Here is an 18,712-nt window from a genome sequence, read left to right as displayed (position 1 = left end):
TTAGCCGAACAGACGGGCTACAGCCGTTGGGAAATCTCAAGCAGTGGCTTGATGCTGGAGCCAAAGCGGCTCATAGACGCATGGTGCTGCTCTAGCTGACTGTAGGGAAGATAACGAATCCCCAGTTCCGAAACGCGGGAGAAGGCTGGTCTTTGAAGTTGCTCCGCCACCTTGTCGCGGCGATTGTCCGGGGCCACCAGAAACAACGCGCACTTTTCTGCAACGGGGGTTCCCAAAGCCAGGTCGAGCATGCGCACTATCCCTGAATAGATAGACGTGGTGTGCTCCACCTCAAACGCAGCGGCAACGCGGCTGGTGTGGGCATCGACCCACACTACGTCAATCAACCGCACGGATTCCAGGCCACCGTCTGCCATGGTGGGCAGTTGGTCCATGCACCCATCTCCCAGCAGGCCGCTGCCATGCACCCGCCCCCGGTCGTTGGAAGCAATCCAGACACCAAACCCCAGGGCTTTTCCGAGATCCCGCAGCAAGGCCTGGACGCCTGTATGCGTTGCGTCGCCCTCGCGGGCCAGCGCCAATTCCTTTTGCATGGCAGCGGACTCCTGTCGCACGCGCTCCAGATCTTCTCTCCAGAGGTCGATAGCGGCACCGTCCATAGCGGCGGGCGGCGGTGTATATCGGCCAGCGCCAACGTCAAACATGAGTCCAGCTATCGCTCCCAGGTCGTTGGAGAGCTTCAGGCGGAATTGCTCATTCAGACGCAGCAGGCCTTCACGCATGGAGAGATAGTGGTCCCAGCGGCCAAGCTTCACGCGCCCCCCTGTGACGACATTGAACCCATTGACGATGGCAGTGTTGAAGGGGGTCACCAACGTGGGGTGAATGAAATACAGCAAGTTCGCTACAGCTGGGCCCAGGCCTTTGATGCCAATGGCGTCTATACGCTGTATTGCCGCCACTACATCCTCCGCGCAATCGCAGTGGTCACAGGTGTGAAGCAAATCAGCAAAGGCGTTTTGGTTGCTGGCGTTCTCATAGATATCGGGGATGCGCAGTTTGGGCTTCCAGAGAAACGCGTGGTCCGCACCTTTGAATATCTGGCGCTGCTCCGCAACCGACCCTACCACTGTCTCCAGCGAGGAACCTCGGTAGGCGTTGCCAAAAGTCCCTGCGCGAATATCTAGCACCACCTGCGCAATCCCACGGCGGATTGAGCGAAAGTTCTTTATCCGCTGGTCCCAAAGAAACCAGGTGTTGTAGGTACTGCCGGGATCCGCTTTCCAGCAATCGATGAGTTCGGCAAGTGGATCATGCATCTGTTGTCGGGAGCTTTCCTACGATTTTGTACTGGGGAAATACATCGAGAAACAGGTCGTGCCGCTTATCGAACTCACGGAAATGCGACCACGATGCGCGTGAACGATGGCCTGGGTAATGGACAACCCAAGACCTGCACCATCGGAGTCCAGTTGCTTGCGCGACTTGTCGGCCCGAAAAAAACGGTCAAACAGCCTGGGGATCATCTGCGCGTCGATGGAAGGCCCTCGGTTGATCACGTTCACCGTGGTTCCGTGCACATCACCCTGAATCTCAACGGCAATCTGCTCACCGGGCGGGGTGTATCGAATGGCATTGGACAGAAGATTGCTGAGCGCCCTGCGCAACATCAAACGGTCTCCGCTGACATCCCCTTCGCCAGACAGCCTCAGGTGCACCTGCTTTTCTTCAGCCAGGGCTTCGTAGAACTCAAACAGGGCACTTGCCTCATCGTGCACGGCGATCCTCTCCGTACTGGGCAGGATGAGCCCATGGTCGGCCTTGGCCAGAAACAGCATGTCCGCGACCATGCGTGCCAGGCGCTGGTATTCCTCGGCATTGGACGCGAGGATGTCCTGGTACTCGGCCGTAGTCCGGGCCTGGCTGAGCGTCACTTGCGTCTGCGTCATCAAATTGTTGATCGGGGTGCGCAACTCGTGCGCCAAATCTGAGGAAAACTCGGACAGGCGGTCAAATTCTCCTTTCAGGCGCCGGAGCATCTCATTCAGGGTCGTCGCAAGGTCAGCCATCTCAATGGGAAATGCGTGACTGGGAATGCGCTCGTCCAGCCGTTGCGCCGTGATGGCCATTGCGCGCGTGCGCATGGTCCTCAGAGGCGCCAAGCCGTTTTTGGCGGCCCACCAGCCCAGGGCTCCTGCTACCAGCGTCGCCAAGGCCACATAGGCCACCAGTGCCTGAATCAGGCCGTACATGAAATGTTTGTGGTGGGCAATATCCAGAGCCACCCAAATCTGCAACGGCTGTTCCGAGGTTTCTGGCATGGAAATGGACTCGGCCATTCCTCGGTATTCGTGCTTCGGGGTTTGCCATGATGCAACCCCCAGGCGGGCTCCCAAAGTCAACTCAAGCATGTTGCTCGGGAACTGGAAATCAGGCGTTGAGTAGATGGACTCTTGGCCGCGAAGGACATTGACAAAAAGCCCTTCGTGGCTGTGCAGAACGTCATCCAGGCGGGTTTTGAGATCCTGAGGAGACGTGGATTTGCCTATCACTTCGCGGGTCAGGTGAATCTTGTCCCGCAATGCATCGCGGTCAAGTTCTACAAAATGGCGGTCAATGGAGATGGCGACCAAAACGCCCAGTCCCACCAGGACGAAAGCAGACGCAAGGGTAAAAAAAACCGTCAACCGGGTGGTCAGCGAATACCGGTGGATCACTCTTACACCTCGGGCGCTTCAAGCACGTATCCCATGCCGCGCACTGTCTGGATGAGCTTGGTGTCATAGGCATCGTCGATTTTTGCGCGAAGGCGTCGCATCGCTACCTCGACCACGTTGGAATCGCTGTCAAAGTTCATGCCCCATACCTGGGAGGCAATCAGAGAGCGGGGCAAGATCTCCCCCTGGCGACGCATGAGCAATTCCAACAATCCAAACTCCTTGGCCGTGAGGTCGATGCGCTTGCCCGAGCGGCTGATGCGTCGGCGCAGCAAATCCAGTTCTAGATCGCCGACCTGCAGCACCGTCACCTCCGAGCCATTGCGCCCGCGCCGCAGGATGGTCCTCACGCGAGCAAGCAACTCTGCAAATGAGAATGGCTTGACCAGATAGTCATCGGCGCCCAGCTCCAGGCCTTTGATGCGGTCGTCTACTTGGTCCTTGGCGGTCAAAAACAGCACCGGCATTTCCTGCCCACTGCGGCGCAAGCTCTTGAGCACTTGCCATCCATCCATTCCTGGGAGCATCACATCCAGGATGATCAGGTCATGGTCGCCTTCCTGGGCCATGTGAAGGCCATCCACGCCGGTGCGGACCAAATCCGCGTTGAACCCCGCCTCCCGAAATCCTTGGCGCAGGTACTCGCCGGTTTTGATCTCATCTTCGACGATCAATATCTTCACGGGACTCTCCTTGACTCAGGTGTGGCGGCAAGTGTGCCCGCAGATCACTTTCCTTTCTTCAACATAACAAAGATGTAATCAACATGTTATTTCGGCGGAAGCAAGGTCCGCACAGAATGCCCTACATCAAGAAACGCATGGGGCACCTATGAAAAATCCTTGGACTTCACGACCTAAATCAACCCAACTTCTGGCGGTCGCGCTACTGGCTCCTTCCCTGGGCTTCGCGCAATCGGCGGCGCCTGAAATGGCAAAGCCGGACTATCAGCTGTCCTACCGATCAGCGTTCACGAGCTATGAGCCCTACCAGGAGCAAAAGGTGCAGTCTTGGCGGCAAGCCAACGACAAGGTGGGCGAAATCGGCGGATGGCGTGCCTATGCCAAGGAAATGCGCCAGGCAGCTCCTGCGTCCGGGCAGGAGCCGTCTGCCGCCGGTCATGATGCACACCATGGGGGCAAGCAATGAACCGCAAGCTGCGTATGCCCTCTACCAAAATCGTTTTGGCTGTCGCCACGGTGGCCGTTCTGTCTGGCTGTGCCAGCGTGAACCTGGAACAAAACCTTTCCAACGCCAACACCGCGACAAGTGGTTTCACCGACGGCAAACTCACGCTCGCAAGGGACCAAGCCGAACGTGACGCCTTGCGTCAGCGCGCCTCGGAGCTACTGAGCAAACCCCTCAGCCAGAAGGACGCCGTTCAACTCGCCTTGGTCAACAGCCCATCCATGCAGGCCATCGTGGCCCAGAACTGGGCGGATGCCTCGACTGCAGCCCAGTCCGGTCGGATTGCCAATCCCATTCTCAGTCTGGAGCGTGTGCGCCTGGGAAGTGAGACGGAAATCGGCAGACTCTTGTCGTTCGGACTGCTGGATCTGTTGACCCTTCCAACGCGCAAGGGTTTGGCAGAAGAACGCATCAAGCAAACCCAGCTGCGTCTAAGCAGCGATGTGGTCGATCAGGTCACGCAGGTACGACAGGCCTGGGTCCGTGCTGTCGCGGCGCAGCAGACACTGACCTACACACAGCAAGTGGTCGCCAGTGCCCAAGCCAGTGCAGAGTTGGCCAAGCGCATGCAGGCGGTCGGAAACTTCAACAAGCTCGACCGTGCGCGGCAGCAAGCGTTCTATGCGGATACCGCCACCCAATTGGCCAGCGCCCAGCACCAGGTGACGGCGAGCCGAGAGGAACTGGTTCGTCTGCTGGGCTTGGACGACGCACAGGCCCAAATGCTCAAGCTGCCACAGCGCCTGCCAGCTTTGCCCACAGAGCCGCTGTCTGCTGCCGACGCGGGCCGCCAAGCTTCCAAGGGCCGTCTGGATCTGCAAATTGCGAAGGCAGAGTACGACGCTGCCGCGCGGGCACAGGGGTGGAACACGGTCACCACGTTCACTGACATCGAACTGGGGGTACGGCGTGATTCTGTCTTTGATGCGGCAGAAAACACGCACTCAACACGGCGCGGCTTTGAGATCAGCCTGCAGCTGCCTATTTTCGACTGGGGCGGCATGCGCCGCAATGCGATGAATGGCCAGACCCTGGCTGCGGCCAATCGCTTGGAGGCCACCGCTCGCGCGGCTGGATCCAATTTGCGGGAGAGCTACTCAGCCTACCGTACGGCCTATGACATCGCCCGCCACCATCGCGAGGAAGTGATCCCCCTGCGCAAGACCATCTCCGAAGAAAACCAGCTTCGCTACAACGGCATGTTGATCAGTGTCTTTGAGCTGCTCGCCGACGCCCGAGATCAGGTCAATTCCGTGATGGCGGCGCTGAATGCCGAACAGCAGTTCTGGCTGGCGGACGCTGCCTTGCAAGCCTCCCTGATTGGCAAGCCCACAAGTGCCGGAGTCTCGGGCGGCGCCGCCGCTGCTGCCGAAGCTGGTGCTGGTCACTGATCCCCAAGGAAATCAACATGAATTCAAGAAGAGATTTTTTCCGCTTTGCAGGCATTGCCGGAGGAGCTGTCGCTGCCGCAAGTGTGAGCCGAGTCGCGATGGCGGCTTTGCCAGAGCCCATTTTCCAGGGCAGCGCCGACACCATGGCGCCCCTGGTTCCCAACTCTGGCCGCCCTTACAACCCCGTGGTCACACTCAATGGTTGGACGCTGCCCTGGCGCATGAACCAGGGCGTCAAGGAGTTCCATCTCGTGGCCGAACCCGTGGTGCGCGAAATGGCCCCCGGTTTCAAGGCCCACCTGTGGGGATACAACGGTCAAAGCCCAGGCCCCACCATCGAGGTGGTCGAAGGTGATCGGGTGCGCATCTATGTGACCAACAAGCTGCCGGAACACACCAGCATCCACTGGCATGGACAGCGCCTGCCCAATGGCATGGATGGTGTGGCAGGCCTGAATCAGCCCGCAATCCAGCCCGGGAAAACCTTCGTCTACGAATTCGTTGCACGCCGACCCGGTACGTTCATGTACCACCCTCACGCCGACGAAATGACGCAAATGGCCATGGGCATGATGGGCTTTTGGGTGACACACCCTAAGGCCAAGCACCCCCTGATCGATGAAGTTCAGCGCGATTTCTGCTTCTTGCTCAGCTCCTATGACATTGAGCCAGGCGCTGCGACACCCAAAGTTGCAGAAATGCTGAACTTCAACCTCTGGACCTGGAACAGCCGTATCTTTCCTGGCATTGATTCCTTGAATGTTCGGTTGAACGACAAGGTGCGCATTCGCATCGGGAATCTCACCATGACCAATCACCCCATGCACTTGCATGGCCACGAGTTCTTGGTGACGGGCACCGATGGCGGACCGACCCCCAAGAGCACACGGCTCTACGAGGTCACCACGGACGTGGCGGTGGGCCAGATGAGGCAGATTGAATTCCTGGCCGATGAGGAAGGCGACTGGGCCTTCCACTGCCACAAGAGCCACCACACCATGAACGCCATGGGGCATGACATCCCCACCATGATCGGCGTGGACCACCGGGGCGTGGCCAAGAAGATCAACAACCTCATTCCCGACTACATGGTGATGGGCGAGCGCGGGATGGCGGACATGACCGAAATGGAAATGCCTATTCCGGACAACACCATCCCGATGATGACTGGCGAAGGTCCCTACGGCTCGGTCGAGATGGGCGGCATGTTCAGCGTCGTCAAGGTGCGCCGGGACCAGAAGCCTGGCGACTACAAGAATCCAGGTTGGTACAAGCCGCCACATGGGACGGTTGCCTACGAGTACACCGGTCCGATGGCCGAGCCCGCCCGCTTCAAGTCCGAAGGTGGCCAGTCCATGCCGCGCAAAGACAAGGCCAGTTCAGACACGGTCGTCAAAGCCAAGAAGCCTTCTTCCCATAGCGGTCACTGATCGCTCCGTTTTTCGATTCACAACCCGAGGTACCTATGAAACGCACTTTTTCCCTGATCGCAGCTTCCGCTGTGGTGGCCCTGTCCTTCAACAGCTTTGCTGGTGGCAACCATGGTGGTGGCCATGATGGCGGTGGCGCCCGTGGCCATGGCAGCGCTGAATCCGCCATTGGTCAGCCAGGCAAAGCAGGCAAGGTCAGCCGAACCATCAATGTGGACATGGCCGACACCATGCGCTTCACGCCCGCAGCGATTTCCGTCAAAGAAGGCGAGACCATCAAGTTCGTGATCAAGAACTCTGGCCAGGTGAAGCACGAGTTCAGTCTCGGCACCGAAGCAGAACTGAAGGAGCACTACGAGACGATGAAGAAGTTCCCAGAGATGGAGCACGACGAACCCAGCAAGATCTCCCTGGCTCCTGGCAAGCAAGGCGAAATCATCTGGCAGTTCACCAAGGCTGGCGATGTGAATTTCGCCTGCCTGTACCCAGGCCACTACGACGCTGGCATGAAAGGCCAGGTCAAGGTCTCCAAGAAGTAATCCGCAGGATTGCTGCCAACCACAAGCAAAGGAGTCTCAGAGATGAAACAAGCTAACCAATTTCTGGCTGCAGCGCTGCTGTCGCTGGCGACGCTGGTTCCTGTGACCAGTATGGCCCAGGCTACCCCTGAGCCCAGCAAATCCGCTGCTGCTGCGGCATCCATGACCGATGGTGAAGTGCGCAAGATCGACAAGGATGCGGGCAAGATCACCATCAAGCATGGGGACATCAAACACCTGGAAATGCCTGGCATGACCATGGTGTTCGCCGCCAAGGACAAGGCCTTGCTCGACAAGGCGAAGGTCGGTGACAAGATCCAGTTCATGGTGGTGAGCGAGAACGGGAAGATGGTGGTCACCGCCATCGAACCTGCCAAGTAAGCGGCTCGCGCCCCGCGATCGGACCGTTATCAGTTCATCCATCAATTCACAAAGGAAAAATCATGAAAACTCTTCTTGTTACCCTCGCCCTGACCGCCGCATCCTCTGCGTTCGCAGCTGGCGACACCCAGGAAGCCACGCCATACACCAACTCCAAGGCCCAGGCCCATGGTGAAGATCACAAGAAGGCTCGCCCAGCCGTGCCGGTCAAGCGTGCCAACGATGGAAGCACCGCCCGTGGTGAAGGTTCCGGTGTGGCGACAACCAACAAGGCCGAATCGCGCGGGCAGGAGAAGGCTGCCGCACGCGAAGCCATGCCCCACAAGGAAGCCACTCCGGGTTCTACGCCCAAGTGACAAGCATGGGTATGCCCTCTTTGTTTGGTCCGGTGGGATTGATCAACGCCGGATCCACACAGCTGGGCTATCGCCGGTCCCGTGGCTAGCGTGCTATGCACACAACGCAAAACCAGTCGCGATGGCTTTGTGGCTGGATCACCTGAAGCGCGAGGAAAAAAGCCGACGCAAGTCGGCTTTTTCGTTCCAAGGGAAATTTTGCGAAGGTAACTCTGTGTTGATGGATCAAACCTCTACTGCGGCTGTCTCAATAGTCCCCGCGTCACGCGAACTCCCGGGCACAAGCGCAGGGGAAGGAGCACAGAAAATCATGACTCCTATAGGCGGCCGCCCAAGCACGGCCGCCTGCAGCAGCCGCTTCATGTGGACGGCTCCTGGCTATCCAGGTCAGTGCGCGCCTCGATGCACATGTACGCCGCGCATCCATGTCATGAGATCCAAATGACTGGTTGTCGGCTTGTTGGCTACCTCAGAGTGAGCGGGGGTGGCCTTGGCACCGCGACGCTTCGGTTTGACAAAGCTCGCACTGTGCTTGGGGGCAGAGGGACTGTCCGCAGCGAGGGTTTCCAGGATCGCGCAATGGGCATGATCGTCGCCTGCGCACACAGAAACCAACTGCTCCAAAGCCGATTTCATCTCGACAATTTCCCGTAGCTTTTCCTCCAGATCTGCCAGATGGCGCTCGGCAATCGCTTTCACCTGACGACTGGTGCGGTGGGTGTCGCCCCATTGGCCAATCAGCTCTGCAATCTGGGGCATGGAGAAGCCGAGGCGGCGCGACTGCCGGATGAAGCGCAGTACCGAGACTTCACGTTCACCGTATTTTCGATAGCCGGCCTCGCTGCGTTCGGCTTCCGGCAACAAACCTGTTTGCTCGTAGTGGCGGATCATCTTGGCCGATACGCCTGCCGCCTTGGCTGCATCGCCGATGTTCATGAGTGTGGTCATGGATGCTCCTGTGCAAAGGAATAACACGGTAGCAAGGACTTTCGTCCTTACCACCGTGTCAATGTCAAGCGCTCTGAATATTGGCGTCTGTAAAGCCTAGATCAGGCGGGCGGATATCCAGCTTCGGTCAGTGCCTCGACCAGTGTCTTGCGATCTTCCGCACTTTGCACAATGACCATGCGTTTGGACATGTCCACCTGCACTTTGCATTCAGGGTCTGTCATCTGAAGCGTCTGGCTCACCATCCCCGCGCAGTGTCCGCAGGTCATGTCGGGGAGTTGGAATTCATGCATTTTTCACCTCTTGGAAAAAGTTAAGAGGCTTTCAGTCTCCGGTCTGCCACTGGGGCAAGGTCAAGTGACCAGATAGATATCCAATCAGGAGCGCCGCCTCGCTTGCGTCTCCCATCGTGTCAACCCTGAAAGTTCGAACTCTGCCGGTTAACGCCGAAGTTGAACACCACATGGAGATTGCTATGAATACCACTGCCCATGAAGCGGGGCCGTCCGCCTCACTATCGATCGCACACCTGAATCTTCCGATACTTGGCATGACCTGCGGCTCTTGCGTTGGACGCGTTGAAAAGGCCCTCAAAGCCGTCCCTGGGGTCCGCGAGGTGACCGTGAATATTGCTACTGAACGCGCCTCCGTGGTTGCCGCATCTACGGTGCCAGTCCCGGCCTTGGCTGCGGCTGTCGAAAAGGCTGGATACGCAGTGGCGGAAGAGTCCGTGGAGCTGCTGATCGATGGGATGACCTGCGCGTCGTGCGTGGGACGTGTCGAAAAAGCGCTGAAGGGTGTACCGGGCGTCAAGCACGCGGAAGTCAATCTAGCCACGGAGCGTGCGCAGGTTCGTTTCGATGCAGGATTGCCTCCCGAACGTCTGGTAGCCGCCGTTGTAAAGGCGGGCTATGAGGCACAGGTTGCGGACACGAACACTCCCACCGAACACGACAAGCAGTCGGCGCCCTGGTGGCCTGTCGCTCTGGCCGCTGGTCTGTCCTTCCCCCTGGTATTGCCCATGCTTGGCATGCTGTTCGGTCTAGACTGGACGCTCAACGGCTGGATTCAACTGGCCCTGGCCACGCCTGTGCAGTTCTGGCTGGGCGCGAGGTTCTACCGCGCTGGCTGGAAGGCTCTTCGTGCAGGCGCAGGCAACATGGATCTGCTGGTCGCATTGGGTACGTCGGCCGGGTACGGCTTGAGCTTGTACCTGCTGTTCAAGCACGCTGAGCACGGCACGCCCCACCTGTACTTTGAAGCCTCCGCTGTCATCGTCACGCTAGTCCTTCTCGGGAAGTGGCTGGAAGCCCGAGCCAAGCGGCAAACCACAGAAGCGATCCGGGCGCTGCATGCGCTGCGCCCAGAAGTTGCACGCGTGCGCACTGATGACGGCGACGTCGATCTACCGCTTTCACGCGTGAAAGTAGGTGATACGGTGGTTGTCCGCCCAGGGGAGAGAGTCCCGGTAGACGGCTCGGTGATCGAAGGCGCCAGCCAGGTGGATGAGTCATTGATCACCGGGGAGAGCCTGCCTGTGGCGAAGCATGTCGGCGACAAAGTGACGGGGGGCGCCGTGAATGCGGAGGGCTTGCTGCTGGTACGGACGACTGCCATTGGCGCAGAGTCAACCCTGTCGCGCATCGTGCGAATGGTTGAGTCGGCGCAGGCAAAGAAGGCCCCCATCCAACGAATAGTGGATGAAGTCAGTGCTGTCTTCGTGCCTGTCGTGCTCGGTCTTGCTGCCATCACACTGATGGGCTGGGGCTTCGCTACAGGCAACTGGGAGCAGGCGATCCTCAATGCTGTTGCGGTACTTGTGATCGCATGCCCTTGTGCGCTGGGCTTGGCAACTCCCACCGCAATCATGGCGGGCACTGGCGTAGCAGCACGCCACGGCATTCTGATCAAGGATGCAGAAGCGCTGGAGGTTGCCCACCGCATCGACACCGTGGCATTCGACAAGACCGGCACCCTGACCGAGGGGAAGCCCACTTTGACGGCTGCGATGCCTGCAGAAGGCCTCCAGGATCAGTTGCTTCCGTTTGCTGCGGCCATTCAGAACGGCAGCGAGCATCCACTGGCAAAGGCCGTGATGGACGCTGCACGCACCCAGGGTGTGACCGTTCCTCGTGCCACTGAGGTCACAGCGGTCGCTGGCAGAGGCATGTCTGCTGTCATCAAAGGACGCCAGATCCGCCTCGGGAGTACACGTTACATGGAGGAGTTGGGTGTCAACACGGCCAGTCTGACCGGGGCTGCAGCGCAGATGCAGCAAGAGGGCCGCACTGTATCTTGGTTGGCGGACGTGACCGATGCGCCAGAAGTGATGGGACTATTGGCATTTGGAGACACAGTGAAGCCCAGCTCACAACAGGCCATTGCCCAACTGCATGCTCTGGGCACCCAGACCGTCCTGGTCACCGGAGACAACAAGGGAAGCGCAGGCGCAGTAGCCCGCGCGTTGGGCATCGATCAGGTTCGTGCCGATGTGCTGCCGGAAGGCAAGGCGGATATCGTGGCCCAGCTCAAGTCAGGTGGCAGGCATGTTGCAATGGTGGGCGACGGAATCAATGACGCGCCTGCTCTGGCGGCAGCGAACGTGGGAATTGCCATGTCCACGGGCACCGACGTGGCCATGCATGCTGCGGGGATCACGCTGATGCGTGGTGACCCTGCGTTGATCGCAGATGCCATCGACATCTCCCGGCGCACGTACGCAAAGATCCGTCAGAACCTTTTCTGGGCATTCGCGTACAACGTGGTCGGGATCCCCTTGGCTGCATTTGGCCTGTTGAATCCCATGGTGGCGGGAGCAGCTATGGCCCTCAGCAGCGTGAGTGTGGTGACCAATGCGTTGCTGCTGCGTTCTTGGAAGCCTTGAGGACGGAGATACCGTGAACTTCAGAGCGGTGGCTGGGACGACAAATCTTTCAGAATCGTAATCTTGGCGCCACGTCACCGTTGCCACGTGTCTTCTAGAATCCCCTCGGACTTGAAAAATTCACCCGTCAAGTTATCGCCCCCGTGCGTCATTCTCAGCACGGGTCGTCTGAAAGCGCATGCTAGACTTTGTATATGGGTCGTTGGTTCGCCACACTGTTGCTCGTTTTGCTACCGTTCCAGTTCAGCTGGGCTGCGGTGGCGACCTATTGCATGCATGAGCGCGCGCCTGCCCAGTCACAGCACGTGGGCCATCACGAGCACAATCACGAAGCTTCAAACTTGCCAGGCAAGGCAGACGACGGTCTTCAGGCATCAGACACCTTCGATGTGGACTGCTGCCTCTGCCACGGGCTGGGCATTGGCGTCACGCACTTGCTGGCAGGTCAGGCGGCGACCTCCAATCAATCCAGTGTCACGGTCCGTGCCGCTTTTCCCCTGACGGGCGTAGCGGCTGTACCTCCGGACCGCCCTCAGTGGCTTTCCCTCGCCTGATCGGCGGGGGCAACTACTTTTTTGCTTCAGTCATCTGCATCTGCTCGCTGAGAGCAGGCGCCATAGCGTGCGCTGTATGTATTTGACCGGTCGTCTGGAAGCCCAGGCGCCGCCCCGCCGATTCCTGTGTGTTCGTCATCACTGGAGAATCGGATGTTCAAGGGTTCCTACATTCAAAAACAACTCGGCGCGCAATGCCGCCGAAAAAAAACCGTTCGTGCGATCAGCACCTCACTACTGCTGCTGATCACTACGAGTGGAGCTATCGCTCAGACTCTTGGCCAAGCTCCGCCTGCAGGTCAGATTCACGCAGTCGCTGGAGCTGCAGCGCTGAGTGCGCCACCGCTTTCGCTGACGCAGGCACTCGCGCAGGCGTTGGAGAACAACCCAGAGGTCGCAGCGGCCCTGCGTCAAGTACAGGCTGCTGAGGGGCAGGTCTTGCAAGGACAGGCGCGTCCCAATCCGGAGTTGGCTTACTCGCTTGAAGATACTCGCACACAGTCGCGTGCGCAGAGCTGGCAAATCAACTTGCCAATCGAACTTGGAGGCAAACGCGCAGCACGGACGAAGGCTGCGGAGAAGGCGCGTGAGCAGGCCCAGGTGGACCTGGATGAGGTCAAGGCAACAGTTCGTGCCCATGTCGTCGCCGCCTACTTTGATGCACTCAATGCTCAGGAGCGCCGAATTCTGGCCAATGAGAGCGTTTTGTTGGCAAAAGCAACCACGGAGAACGTTGGGAAGCGGGTCGCTGCCGGCAAAGTCTCACCCGTGGAAGAGACCAAGGCCAAAGTTGCGGAGGCTAGCGTGCGGGTCGAGCTGGTCCAGGCTGCGAGCGAGGAGCGTAACGCGCAGACGCGATTGCTGGCTTTGCTTGGCAAGACAGACCCGGTACCTCTTGTTCTGGATGGCAAAGCGGATCAAGTGCCCGCGGTTCCTGCAACTGCCGATCTTCTAACGCTTGCTGCGTCTTCCCCAGCTTTAGTGCGGGCGCGCCTGGAGGTGGATCGTCGCCGCGCGCTTACCGCTGTGGAGAAAAGCAAGAGTGTGCCTGACCTTACCGTGAGCGTCGGCGTCAAGCGCAGCAACGAAACTCAACGCAATGTGGCGCTTCTGGGGTTCTCAGTACCTCTACCAGTGTTTGACCGCAACCAAGGCAATCTGCTTGAAGCCTTGAAGTTGGAGGACAAGGCACAAGACGACCTGAGGGCTACCACCATTCGCGTCCAAAGCGAGATTTCTCAGGCTAGAGAAAAGATCGCGGCCATCACTGTCGAGGTTCAGGCGCTGGAACGAGAGGTTCTTCCAGGTGCCAGGTCAGCGTACGACGCGGCGATCACCGGCTTCGAGAACGGGAAGTTCAACTTCCTGGAAGTGCTGGACGCACAACGAACCTACCTTGCATCCAAGTCCCAGTACCTAAAGGCCGTCGCGGAAGCTCATCGCGCAGCTGCAGACATCGCACGCCTTACGGGCAATCCCACTTTCAACGGCCAGAGCGCGCCTCTGAACTGAGAACATCATGAACAGCAGCACAACCAGTATCAGCAAAAAGCACCTCATTGCCATCGCGGTCGTTATCGCCATGGGGGTTGGTGCGGGAGCCTTCATCTTGAAGAGCGGCAAGCCCAGCACAGCGGGCGGTGATGGCCATGGACATGGAGCACACGCGGAGGAGAAAGGCCATGGCGATGGTGAGCATCATGGAAAAGGTGGAGGTGATGGACACGGCCATGACAAAGGCCATGAGGATGGAGAGCACCACGAGGAGAGCCAGGCCAAGGGACCGAACGGCGGAAGCCTCTTCAAGGAAGGCGATTTCAGCCTGGAGGCGTTGCTCGTGGAAGACGGCGGGGAACCTCGGCTGCGCATCTGGATGTCCGACAAGGACAAATCGTTGCCTGCCGGGACTGCATCTGTTTCGGCAACGATCACTCGCCTGACGCAGGAAACACAAAAACTGACATTCACTCCTGAAAAAGGAAGTTGGGTGAGTCGGGAGGTGGTTGCAGAGCCGCATGCGTTCGAGATCGAAATCATTGCCCAGACGGCTACCGAACCGTTCATGTTCGTCATGAGCAAAGAAGAAGGCAAGGTCGAACTCACTGATGCCCAGATCAAAGCCGCCGCGATCGGAGTGGACACTGCCTCGGCAGCTACCATCAAAACGGCATTGCTGCTGCCGGGCGAAATCCGCCTCAATGAGGACCGGACATCGCATGTGGTCCCACGCCTGGCAGGCGTGGTGGAAAGCGTCAGCGCTAATCTGGGCCAGGTCGTCAAGAAGGGGCAGATCCTGGCCGCGATCGCCAGCCCTATGGCTTCCGAGCAACGCAGCGAACTGCAGACCGCTCAGAAACGCCTGGCTTTGGCCAAAACAACGTATGACCGCGAGAAGAAGCTCTGGGAGCAGAAAGTCTCGGCTGAACAGGACTACCTCCAGGCCAAGCAGGCCTTGAGCGAGGCCGAAGTTGCTGTTGCCAACGCCCATCAGAAGTTGGGCGCGCTCGGCCTCTCGGGATCCTCCGCTTCCGGGCTCAATCGGCTCGAACTGCGGGCGCCTTTCGATGGCGTCGTCATCGAGAAGCACATCAGCCTGGGCGAGGCGGTCAAGGAAGACGCGGCCGTCTTCACGATCTCTGATCTCAGCAAGGTGTGGGCCGAAATCAATGTTCCAGCCAAAGACATATCACAAGTGCGGGTCGGAGAAAGGGTGACCATCAAGGCCACAGCGTTTGATGCGTCCGCCACGGGCACTGTGGCCTTTGTCGGCGCGCTCATTGGCGAGCAGACGCGCACCGCCAAGGCGCGTGTCGTACTGGACAACCCCAAGGGTGCCTGGCGTCCGGGACTTTTTGTCAACGTGGAGGTCGTATCCGAAGAAGCCTCGATCCCTGTGACGATCTCTGCGGATGCGGTTCAAAGCATCGGCGAAAAGCCCGTGGTGTTTCTTAAGGTCAACGGCGGCTTCATCGCTCAGCCAGTGCAGTTGGGTCGCAGCGATGGCAAGCGGGTCGAGGTCGTCCGGGGCCTGAAGGCCGGTATGCCTTACGCGGCAGCAGGCAGTTTTGTCGTTAAGTCCGAACTCGGCAAGGGATCAGCCGAACACACGCACTGACCCGGAGTTCCTCAATGTTTGAAAAACTGATTCGATTCTCGATCGAGCAACGGTGGTTGGTACTGCTTGCCGTACTAGCCATGGCAGCGCTGGGTGTCTTCAATTACCAGAAGCTGCCGATCGATGCGGTACCTGACATCACGAATGTCCAGGTCCAGATCAACACGCAGGCGTCGGGCTACTCGCCGTTGGAGACCGAGCAGCGTGTGACCTACCCCATCGAGACAGTGATGGCAGGACTGCCCAACCTGGAGCAGACCCGCTCTCTCTCTCGCTACGGCCTGTCGCAGGTGACGGTGATCTTCAAGGACGGCACCGACATCTACTTCGCGCGTCAACTGGTCAATGAACGCATCCAGGAAGCGCGTGACCGGCTTCCGGCAGGCATCACGCCAGCAATGGGACCAATATCGACCGGATTGGGGGAAATCTACCTCTGGACCGTGGAGACCAAGGACGGCGCGAAGAAACCGGACGGCACTCCCTACACCGCCACCGACCTGCGCGAAATCCAGGACTGGATCATCAAGCCTCAGTTGCGCAACGTGCCGGGTGTCACGGAAATCAATTCCATCGGCGGGTTTGCCAAGGAATACCAGATTGCACCGTCGCCCGAGCGCCTCGCATCGCTGGGCGTCACGCTGCAGGACATCGTCACGGCGATCGATCGCAACAACGGCAACGTTGGTGCTGGGTACATCGAAAAGCGTGGCGAGCAGTACCTCATCCGCGCGCCTGGCCAGGTCCGCACTCTGGAGGACATCGGAAACGTCATCCTGAGCAGCGCCAATGGCGTACCCGTGCGTATTCGCGATGTGGCGGAAGTAGGCATCGGACGCGAGCTTCGCACGGGCGCGGCGACCGACAATGGCAGAGAGGTCGTCCTAGGCACCGTATTCATGCTGATCGGCGAGAACAGCCGTACCGTGTCCCAGGCCGTGGACAAAAAAATGATCGAGGTCAACCGCAGCCTGCCCGAGGGCGTACACGCGGTGACGGTCTACGACCGCACGGTCCTAGTGGACAAAGCGATCAGCACCGTCAAGAAGAACCTCTTGGAAGGCGCGATCCTCGTGATCGTCATCCTGTTTCTTTTCCTGGGCAACATCCGGGCGGCCATCATCACGGCAACCGTCATTCCGCTGTCCATGCTCTTTACCTTCACCGGGATGGTGTCGTACAAGGTCAGTGCGAACCTAATGAGCCTGGGCGCGCTGGACTTCGGCATCATCATCGACGGCGCCGTGGTGATCGTGGAGAACTGTGTGCGTCGCCTCGCCCATGCGCAGGCGCACTATGGCCGACCGCTCACGCGAGCAGAGCGTTTCCACGAGGTTTTCCTGGCCTCCAAGGAATCGCGCCGTGCCTTGCTGTTCGGCCAGCTCATCATCATGGTGGTGTACCTGCCGATCTTTGCGCTCACCGGCGTGGAGGGCAAGATGTTCCATCCAATGGCGTTCACCGTGGTGGCGGCCCTCGTCGGCGCGATGATTCTCTCGGTGACCTTCATTCCTGCGGCCGTCGCCCTGTTCATCGGCAACAAGGTCAGCGAGAAAGAAAACTTCTTGCTGGGCGGTGCCAAGCGCCTGTACGCGCCCTTGCTCGATCGGGTGATGGGCGCCAAGGCGGTGGTCTTGAGCGTTGCTGCTGTAGCCGTGGTCCTGTGCGGGCTCATAGCAACACGCATGGGCAGCGAATTCGTACCCAACCTCAACGAGGGCGATTTCGCCATACAGGCACTGCGAATTCCGGGCACCAGCCTCTCGCAGTCGGTGGCCATGCAGCAGCAGATCGAGAAAACGCTCAAGGCGAAATTCCCAGAGATCGAGCGAATCTTTGCACGCACGGGCACGGCAGAGATCGCGTCGGACCCCATGCCGCCCAACATCTCGGACGGCTACATCATGCTCAAACCGATGAGTGAGTGGCCTGAGCCCAGAAAAACCCGCGACGAACTACTCGCCGCTATTCAAGGGGTGATCGGGAAGATCCCCGGCAACAACTACGAGTTCTCGCAACCCATCCAGCTTCGCTTCAACGAACTGATCTCAGGCGTGCGAAGCGATGTGGCGGTCAAGATCTTCGGCGACGACATGGACGTTTTGAACAAGACGGCCGAGGAAGTCTCTGCGATGCTGCAAAAGATCCAGGGTGCCTCGGAAGTGAAAGTCGAGCAGACGACGGGCCTGCCCATGCTCACGGTCAACATCGACCGCCAGAAGGCGGCCCGCTACGGCTTGAACGTGGCCGACATCCAGGAGACCGTTGCGACGGCCATCGGGGGCCGGGAGGCGGGAACGCTGTTCGAGGGCGATCGGCGCTTTGACATTCTGGTGCGCCTGCCGGAGACGCTGCGCAACGATCTGGAGGGCATGAAGCGCCTGCCCATCCCACTTCCCCGATCGGCGTCGGGTACTGAGGCCCGTACCAACTTCATTCCGCTGGGCGAAGTCGCCAGCTTCGAGCTGGCACCCGGGCCTAACCAAGTGAGCCGGGAGAACGGCAAGCGGCGTATCGTGGTCAGCGCCAATGTGCGAGGCCGGGATGTCGGATCATTCGTCTCTGACGCGGAGCAAGGGCTCGCGCAGATCAAGATTCCTACCGGCTACTGGACAAGTTGGGGCGGTACGTTCGAAAACCTTCAGTCTGCCACCCGGCGTCTGCAGATCGTGGTGCCAGCATCCCTGCTGCTGGTCTTCGTGCTGCTGTTCGCCATGTTCGGCAATGTCAAGGACGGCCTGCTCGTATTCACTGGCATCCCCTTTGCTTTGACGGGCGGCATCCTGGCTCTCTGGCTGCGCGATATCCCGATGTCGATTTCCGCCGCCGTGGGATTCATCGCGCTGTCGGGCGTCGCTGTGCTGAACGGCCTAGTGATGATCTCGTACATCCGCAGCCTGCGAGAGGAAGGCGTCCCCCTGGACACTGCCATCCGTGAGGGGGCCTTGACCCGCCTGCGGCCAGTGCTCATGACCGCGCTGGTCGCCTCGCTGGGCTTCATACCCATGGCGATCGCTACCGGTACGGGCGCCGAGGTCCAGCGACCATTGGCAACGGTGGTGATCGGCGGGATCCTTTCTTCAACCCTGCTTACCCTGCTGGTGCTGCCCATCCTCTACCGGCTGGCACACCGGCCCGATGAGCAGGACGAAGACGTCTCCGCAGAGCCGACTCACCCGAACGCGCCCTCAACGGTGTGACAGCGGCCGGTTCATCCCGCGATGAACCGGCAACTACCTCTCTCCCTC

General features: G+C 59.4%; 15 protein-coding genes. 10 read left to right on the top strand and 5 right to left on the bottom strand.

Annotated features, from left to right (window positions below; all coding sequences use genetic code 11):
• Positions 1 to 17 precede the first annotated feature (17 nt).
• From AC07Z7_RS12750 to AC07Z7_RS12740, 3 genes are read right to left on the bottom strand one after another with little or no spacing between them, the layout of a single operon-like run.
• Positions 18 to 1,280: a type II restriction enzyme NmeDI-related protein gene (locus AC07Z7_RS12750; protein WP_137748229.1), complete on the bottom strand. Its 1,263-nt coding sequence runs from the start codon at positions 1,278 to 1,280 to the stop codon at positions 18 to 20.
• Between the two features lie 18 nt (positions 1,281 to 1,298).
• Positions 1,299 to 2,678 (bottom strand): heavy metal sensor histidine kinase, encoded by a 1,380-nt coding sequence (locus AC07Z7_RS12745; RefSeq protein ID WP_137748228.1) that lies wholly within the window; start codon positions 2,676 to 2,678, stop codon positions 1,299 to 1,301.
• Positions 2,679 to 2,680: 2 nt separating this feature from the next.
• A complete protein-coding gene (locus AC07Z7_RS12740; protein WP_137748227.1) occupies positions 2,681 to 3,361 on the bottom strand; it encodes a heavy metal response regulator transcription factor in 681 nt (226 codons plus the stop codon).
• A 148-nt stretch (positions 3,362 to 3,509) separates the two neighbouring features.
• On the opposite strand from AC07Z7_RS12740, the gene AC07Z7_RS12735 reads away from it, so the two are divergent.
• The 6 genes from AC07Z7_RS12735 to AC07Z7_RS12710 all read left to right on the top strand — a co-directional run bounded on the left by AC07Z7_RS12735 (position 3,510) and on the right by AC07Z7_RS12710 (position 7,963).
• A complete protein-coding gene (locus tag AC07Z7_RS12735) occupies positions 3,510 to 3,827 on the top strand; it encodes a hypothetical protein (RefSeq protein ID WP_137748226.1) in 318 nt (105 codons plus the stop codon).
• Positions 3,824 to 5,257 (top strand): TolC family protein, encoded by a 1,434-nt coding sequence (locus AC07Z7_RS12730; RefSeq protein ID WP_137748225.1) that lies wholly within the window; start codon positions 3,824 to 3,826, stop codon positions 5,255 to 5,257. The genes AC07Z7_RS12735 and AC07Z7_RS12730 overlap by 4 nt, the downstream gene beginning before the upstream one ends.
• Before the next feature lie 17 nt (positions 5,258 to 5,274).
• Positions 5,275 to 6,687 carry a multicopper oxidase family protein gene (locus AC07Z7_RS12725; RefSeq protein ID WP_137748224.1) on the top strand — a complete coding sequence of 471 codons (1,413 nt, stop codon included), beginning with the start codon at positions 5,275 to 5,277 and terminating at the stop codon, positions 6,685 to 6,687.
• 35 nt (positions 6,688 to 6,722) lie between these two features.
• Positions 6,723 to 7,226, top strand: a complete 504-nt coding sequence (locus tag AC07Z7_RS12720) for a cupredoxin domain-containing protein (RefSeq protein WP_137748223.1) — start codon at positions 6,723 to 6,725, stop codon at positions 7,224 to 7,226.
• A gap of 42 nt (positions 7,227 to 7,268) precedes the next feature.
• Positions 7,269 to 7,607 (top strand): copper-binding protein, encoded by a 339-nt coding sequence (locus AC07Z7_RS12715; protein WP_137748222.1) that lies wholly within the window; start codon positions 7,269 to 7,271, stop codon positions 7,605 to 7,607.
• A gap of 62 nt (positions 7,608 to 7,669) precedes the next feature.
• Positions 7,670 to 7,963, top strand: a complete 294-nt coding sequence (locus AC07Z7_RS12710) for a hypothetical protein (protein WP_137748221.1) — start codon at positions 7,670 to 7,672, stop codon at positions 7,961 to 7,963.
• A 387-nt stretch (positions 7,964 to 8,350) separates the two neighbouring features.
• Here AC07Z7_RS12710 and cueR read toward each other — a convergent pair whose 3' ends face one another.
• A complete protein-coding gene (cueR, locus tag AC07Z7_RS12705) occupies positions 8,351 to 8,911 on the bottom strand; it encodes a Cu(I)-responsive transcriptional regulator (protein WP_307722881.1) in 561 nt (186 codons plus the stop codon).
• A 101-nt stretch (positions 8,912 to 9,012) separates the two neighbouring features.
• Positions 9,013 to 9,204, bottom strand: coding sequence for a heavy-metal-associated domain-containing protein (locus tag AC07Z7_RS12700; RefSeq protein ID WP_137748220.1), 192 nt, complete (start codon positions 9,202 to 9,204; stop codon positions 9,013 to 9,015).
• A 182-nt stretch (positions 9,205 to 9,386) separates the two neighbouring features.
• Here AC07Z7_RS12700 and AC07Z7_RS12695 point away from each other — a divergent pair, with 182 nt between their 5' ends.
• The 4 genes from AC07Z7_RS12695 to AC07Z7_RS12680 all read left to right on the top strand — a co-directional run bounded on the left by AC07Z7_RS12695 (position 9,387) and on the right by AC07Z7_RS12680 (position 18,664).
• A complete protein-coding gene (locus tag AC07Z7_RS12695; protein WP_137748219.1) occupies positions 9,387 to 11,795 on the top strand; it encodes a heavy metal translocating P-type ATPase in 2,409 nt (802 codons plus the stop codon).
• Between the two features lie 707 nt (positions 11,796 to 12,502).
• The gene (locus tag AC07Z7_RS12690; RefSeq protein ID WP_137748218.1) at positions 12,503 to 13,861 is read left to right on the top strand and encodes a TolC family protein; all 1,359 of its coding nucleotides are present in this window, start codon (positions 12,503 to 12,505) and stop codon (positions 13,859 to 13,861) included.
• 7 nt (positions 13,862 to 13,868) lie between these two features.
• The gene (locus AC07Z7_RS12685; RefSeq protein ID WP_137748217.1) at positions 13,869 to 15,464 is read left to right on the top strand and encodes an efflux RND transporter periplasmic adaptor subunit; all 1,596 of its coding nucleotides are present in this window, start codon (positions 13,869 to 13,871) and stop codon (positions 15,462 to 15,464) included.
• A 14-nt stretch (positions 15,465 to 15,478) separates the two neighbouring features.
• Positions 15,479 to 18,664: a CusA/CzcA family heavy metal efflux RND transporter gene (locus AC07Z7_RS12680; RefSeq protein WP_137748216.1), complete on the top strand. Its 3,186-nt coding sequence runs from the start codon at positions 15,479 to 15,481 to the stop codon at positions 18,662 to 18,664.
• The last annotated feature ends 48 nt before the right edge of the window (positions 18,665 to 18,712 follow it).

It is taken from the genome of Acidovorax sp. GW101-11A03 (assembly GCF_059424825.1).
Note: the sequence above shows the minus strand (reverse complement) of the source record. Positions and strands in the feature narration are given on the sequence as shown.

Excerpts from the sequence above, each read along its gene's own strand:
- AC07Z7_RS12750 (WP_137748229.1), bottom strand. The coding sequence starts at position 1,280 with ATGCATGATCCACTTGCCGAACTCATCGATTGCTGGAAAGCGGATCCC.
- AC07Z7_RS12735 (WP_137748226.1), top strand. The coding sequence starts at position 3,510 with ATGAAAAATCCTTGGACTTCACGACCTAAATCAACCCAACTTCTGGCG.
- AC07Z7_RS12730 (WP_137748225.1), top strand. The coding sequence starts at position 3,824 with ATGAACCGCAAGCTGCGTATGCCCTCTACCAAAATCGTTTTGGCTGTC.
- AC07Z7_RS12725 (WP_137748224.1), top strand. The coding sequence starts at position 5,275 with ATGAATTCAAGAAGAGATTTTTTCCGCTTTGCAGGCATTGCCGGAGGA.
- AC07Z7_RS12720 (WP_137748223.1), top strand. The coding sequence starts at position 6,723 with ATGAAACGCACTTTTTCCCTGATCGCAGCTTCCGCTGTGGTGGCCCTG.
- AC07Z7_RS12715 (WP_137748222.1), top strand. The coding sequence starts at position 7,269 with ATGAAACAAGCTAACCAATTTCTGGCTGCAGCGCTGCTGTCGCTGGCG.
- AC07Z7_RS12710 (WP_137748221.1), top strand. The coding sequence starts at position 7,670 with ATGAAAACTCTTCTTGTTACCCTCGCCCTGACCGCCGCATCCTCTGCG.
- cueR (WP_307722881.1), bottom strand. The coding sequence starts at position 8,911 with ATGACCACACTCATGAACATCGGCGATGCAGCCAAGGCGGCAGGCGTA.
- AC07Z7_RS12700 (WP_137748220.1), bottom strand. The coding sequence starts at position 9,204 with ATGCATGAATTCCAACTCCCCGACATGACCTGCGGACACTGCGCGGGG.
- AC07Z7_RS12695 (WP_137748219.1), top strand. The coding sequence starts at position 9,387 with ATGAATACCACTGCCCATGAAGCGGGGCCGTCCGCCTCACTATCGATC.
- AC07Z7_RS12690 (WP_137748218.1), top strand. The coding sequence starts at position 12,503 with ATGTTCAAGGGTTCCTACATTCAAAAACAACTCGGCGCGCAATGCCGC.
- AC07Z7_RS12685 (WP_137748217.1), top strand. The coding sequence starts at position 13,869 with ATGAACAGCAGCACAACCAGTATCAGCAAAAAGCACCTCATTGCCATC.
- AC07Z7_RS12680 (WP_137748216.1), top strand. The coding sequence starts at position 15,479 with ATGTTTGAAAAACTGATTCGATTCTCGATCGAGCAACGGTGGTTGGTA.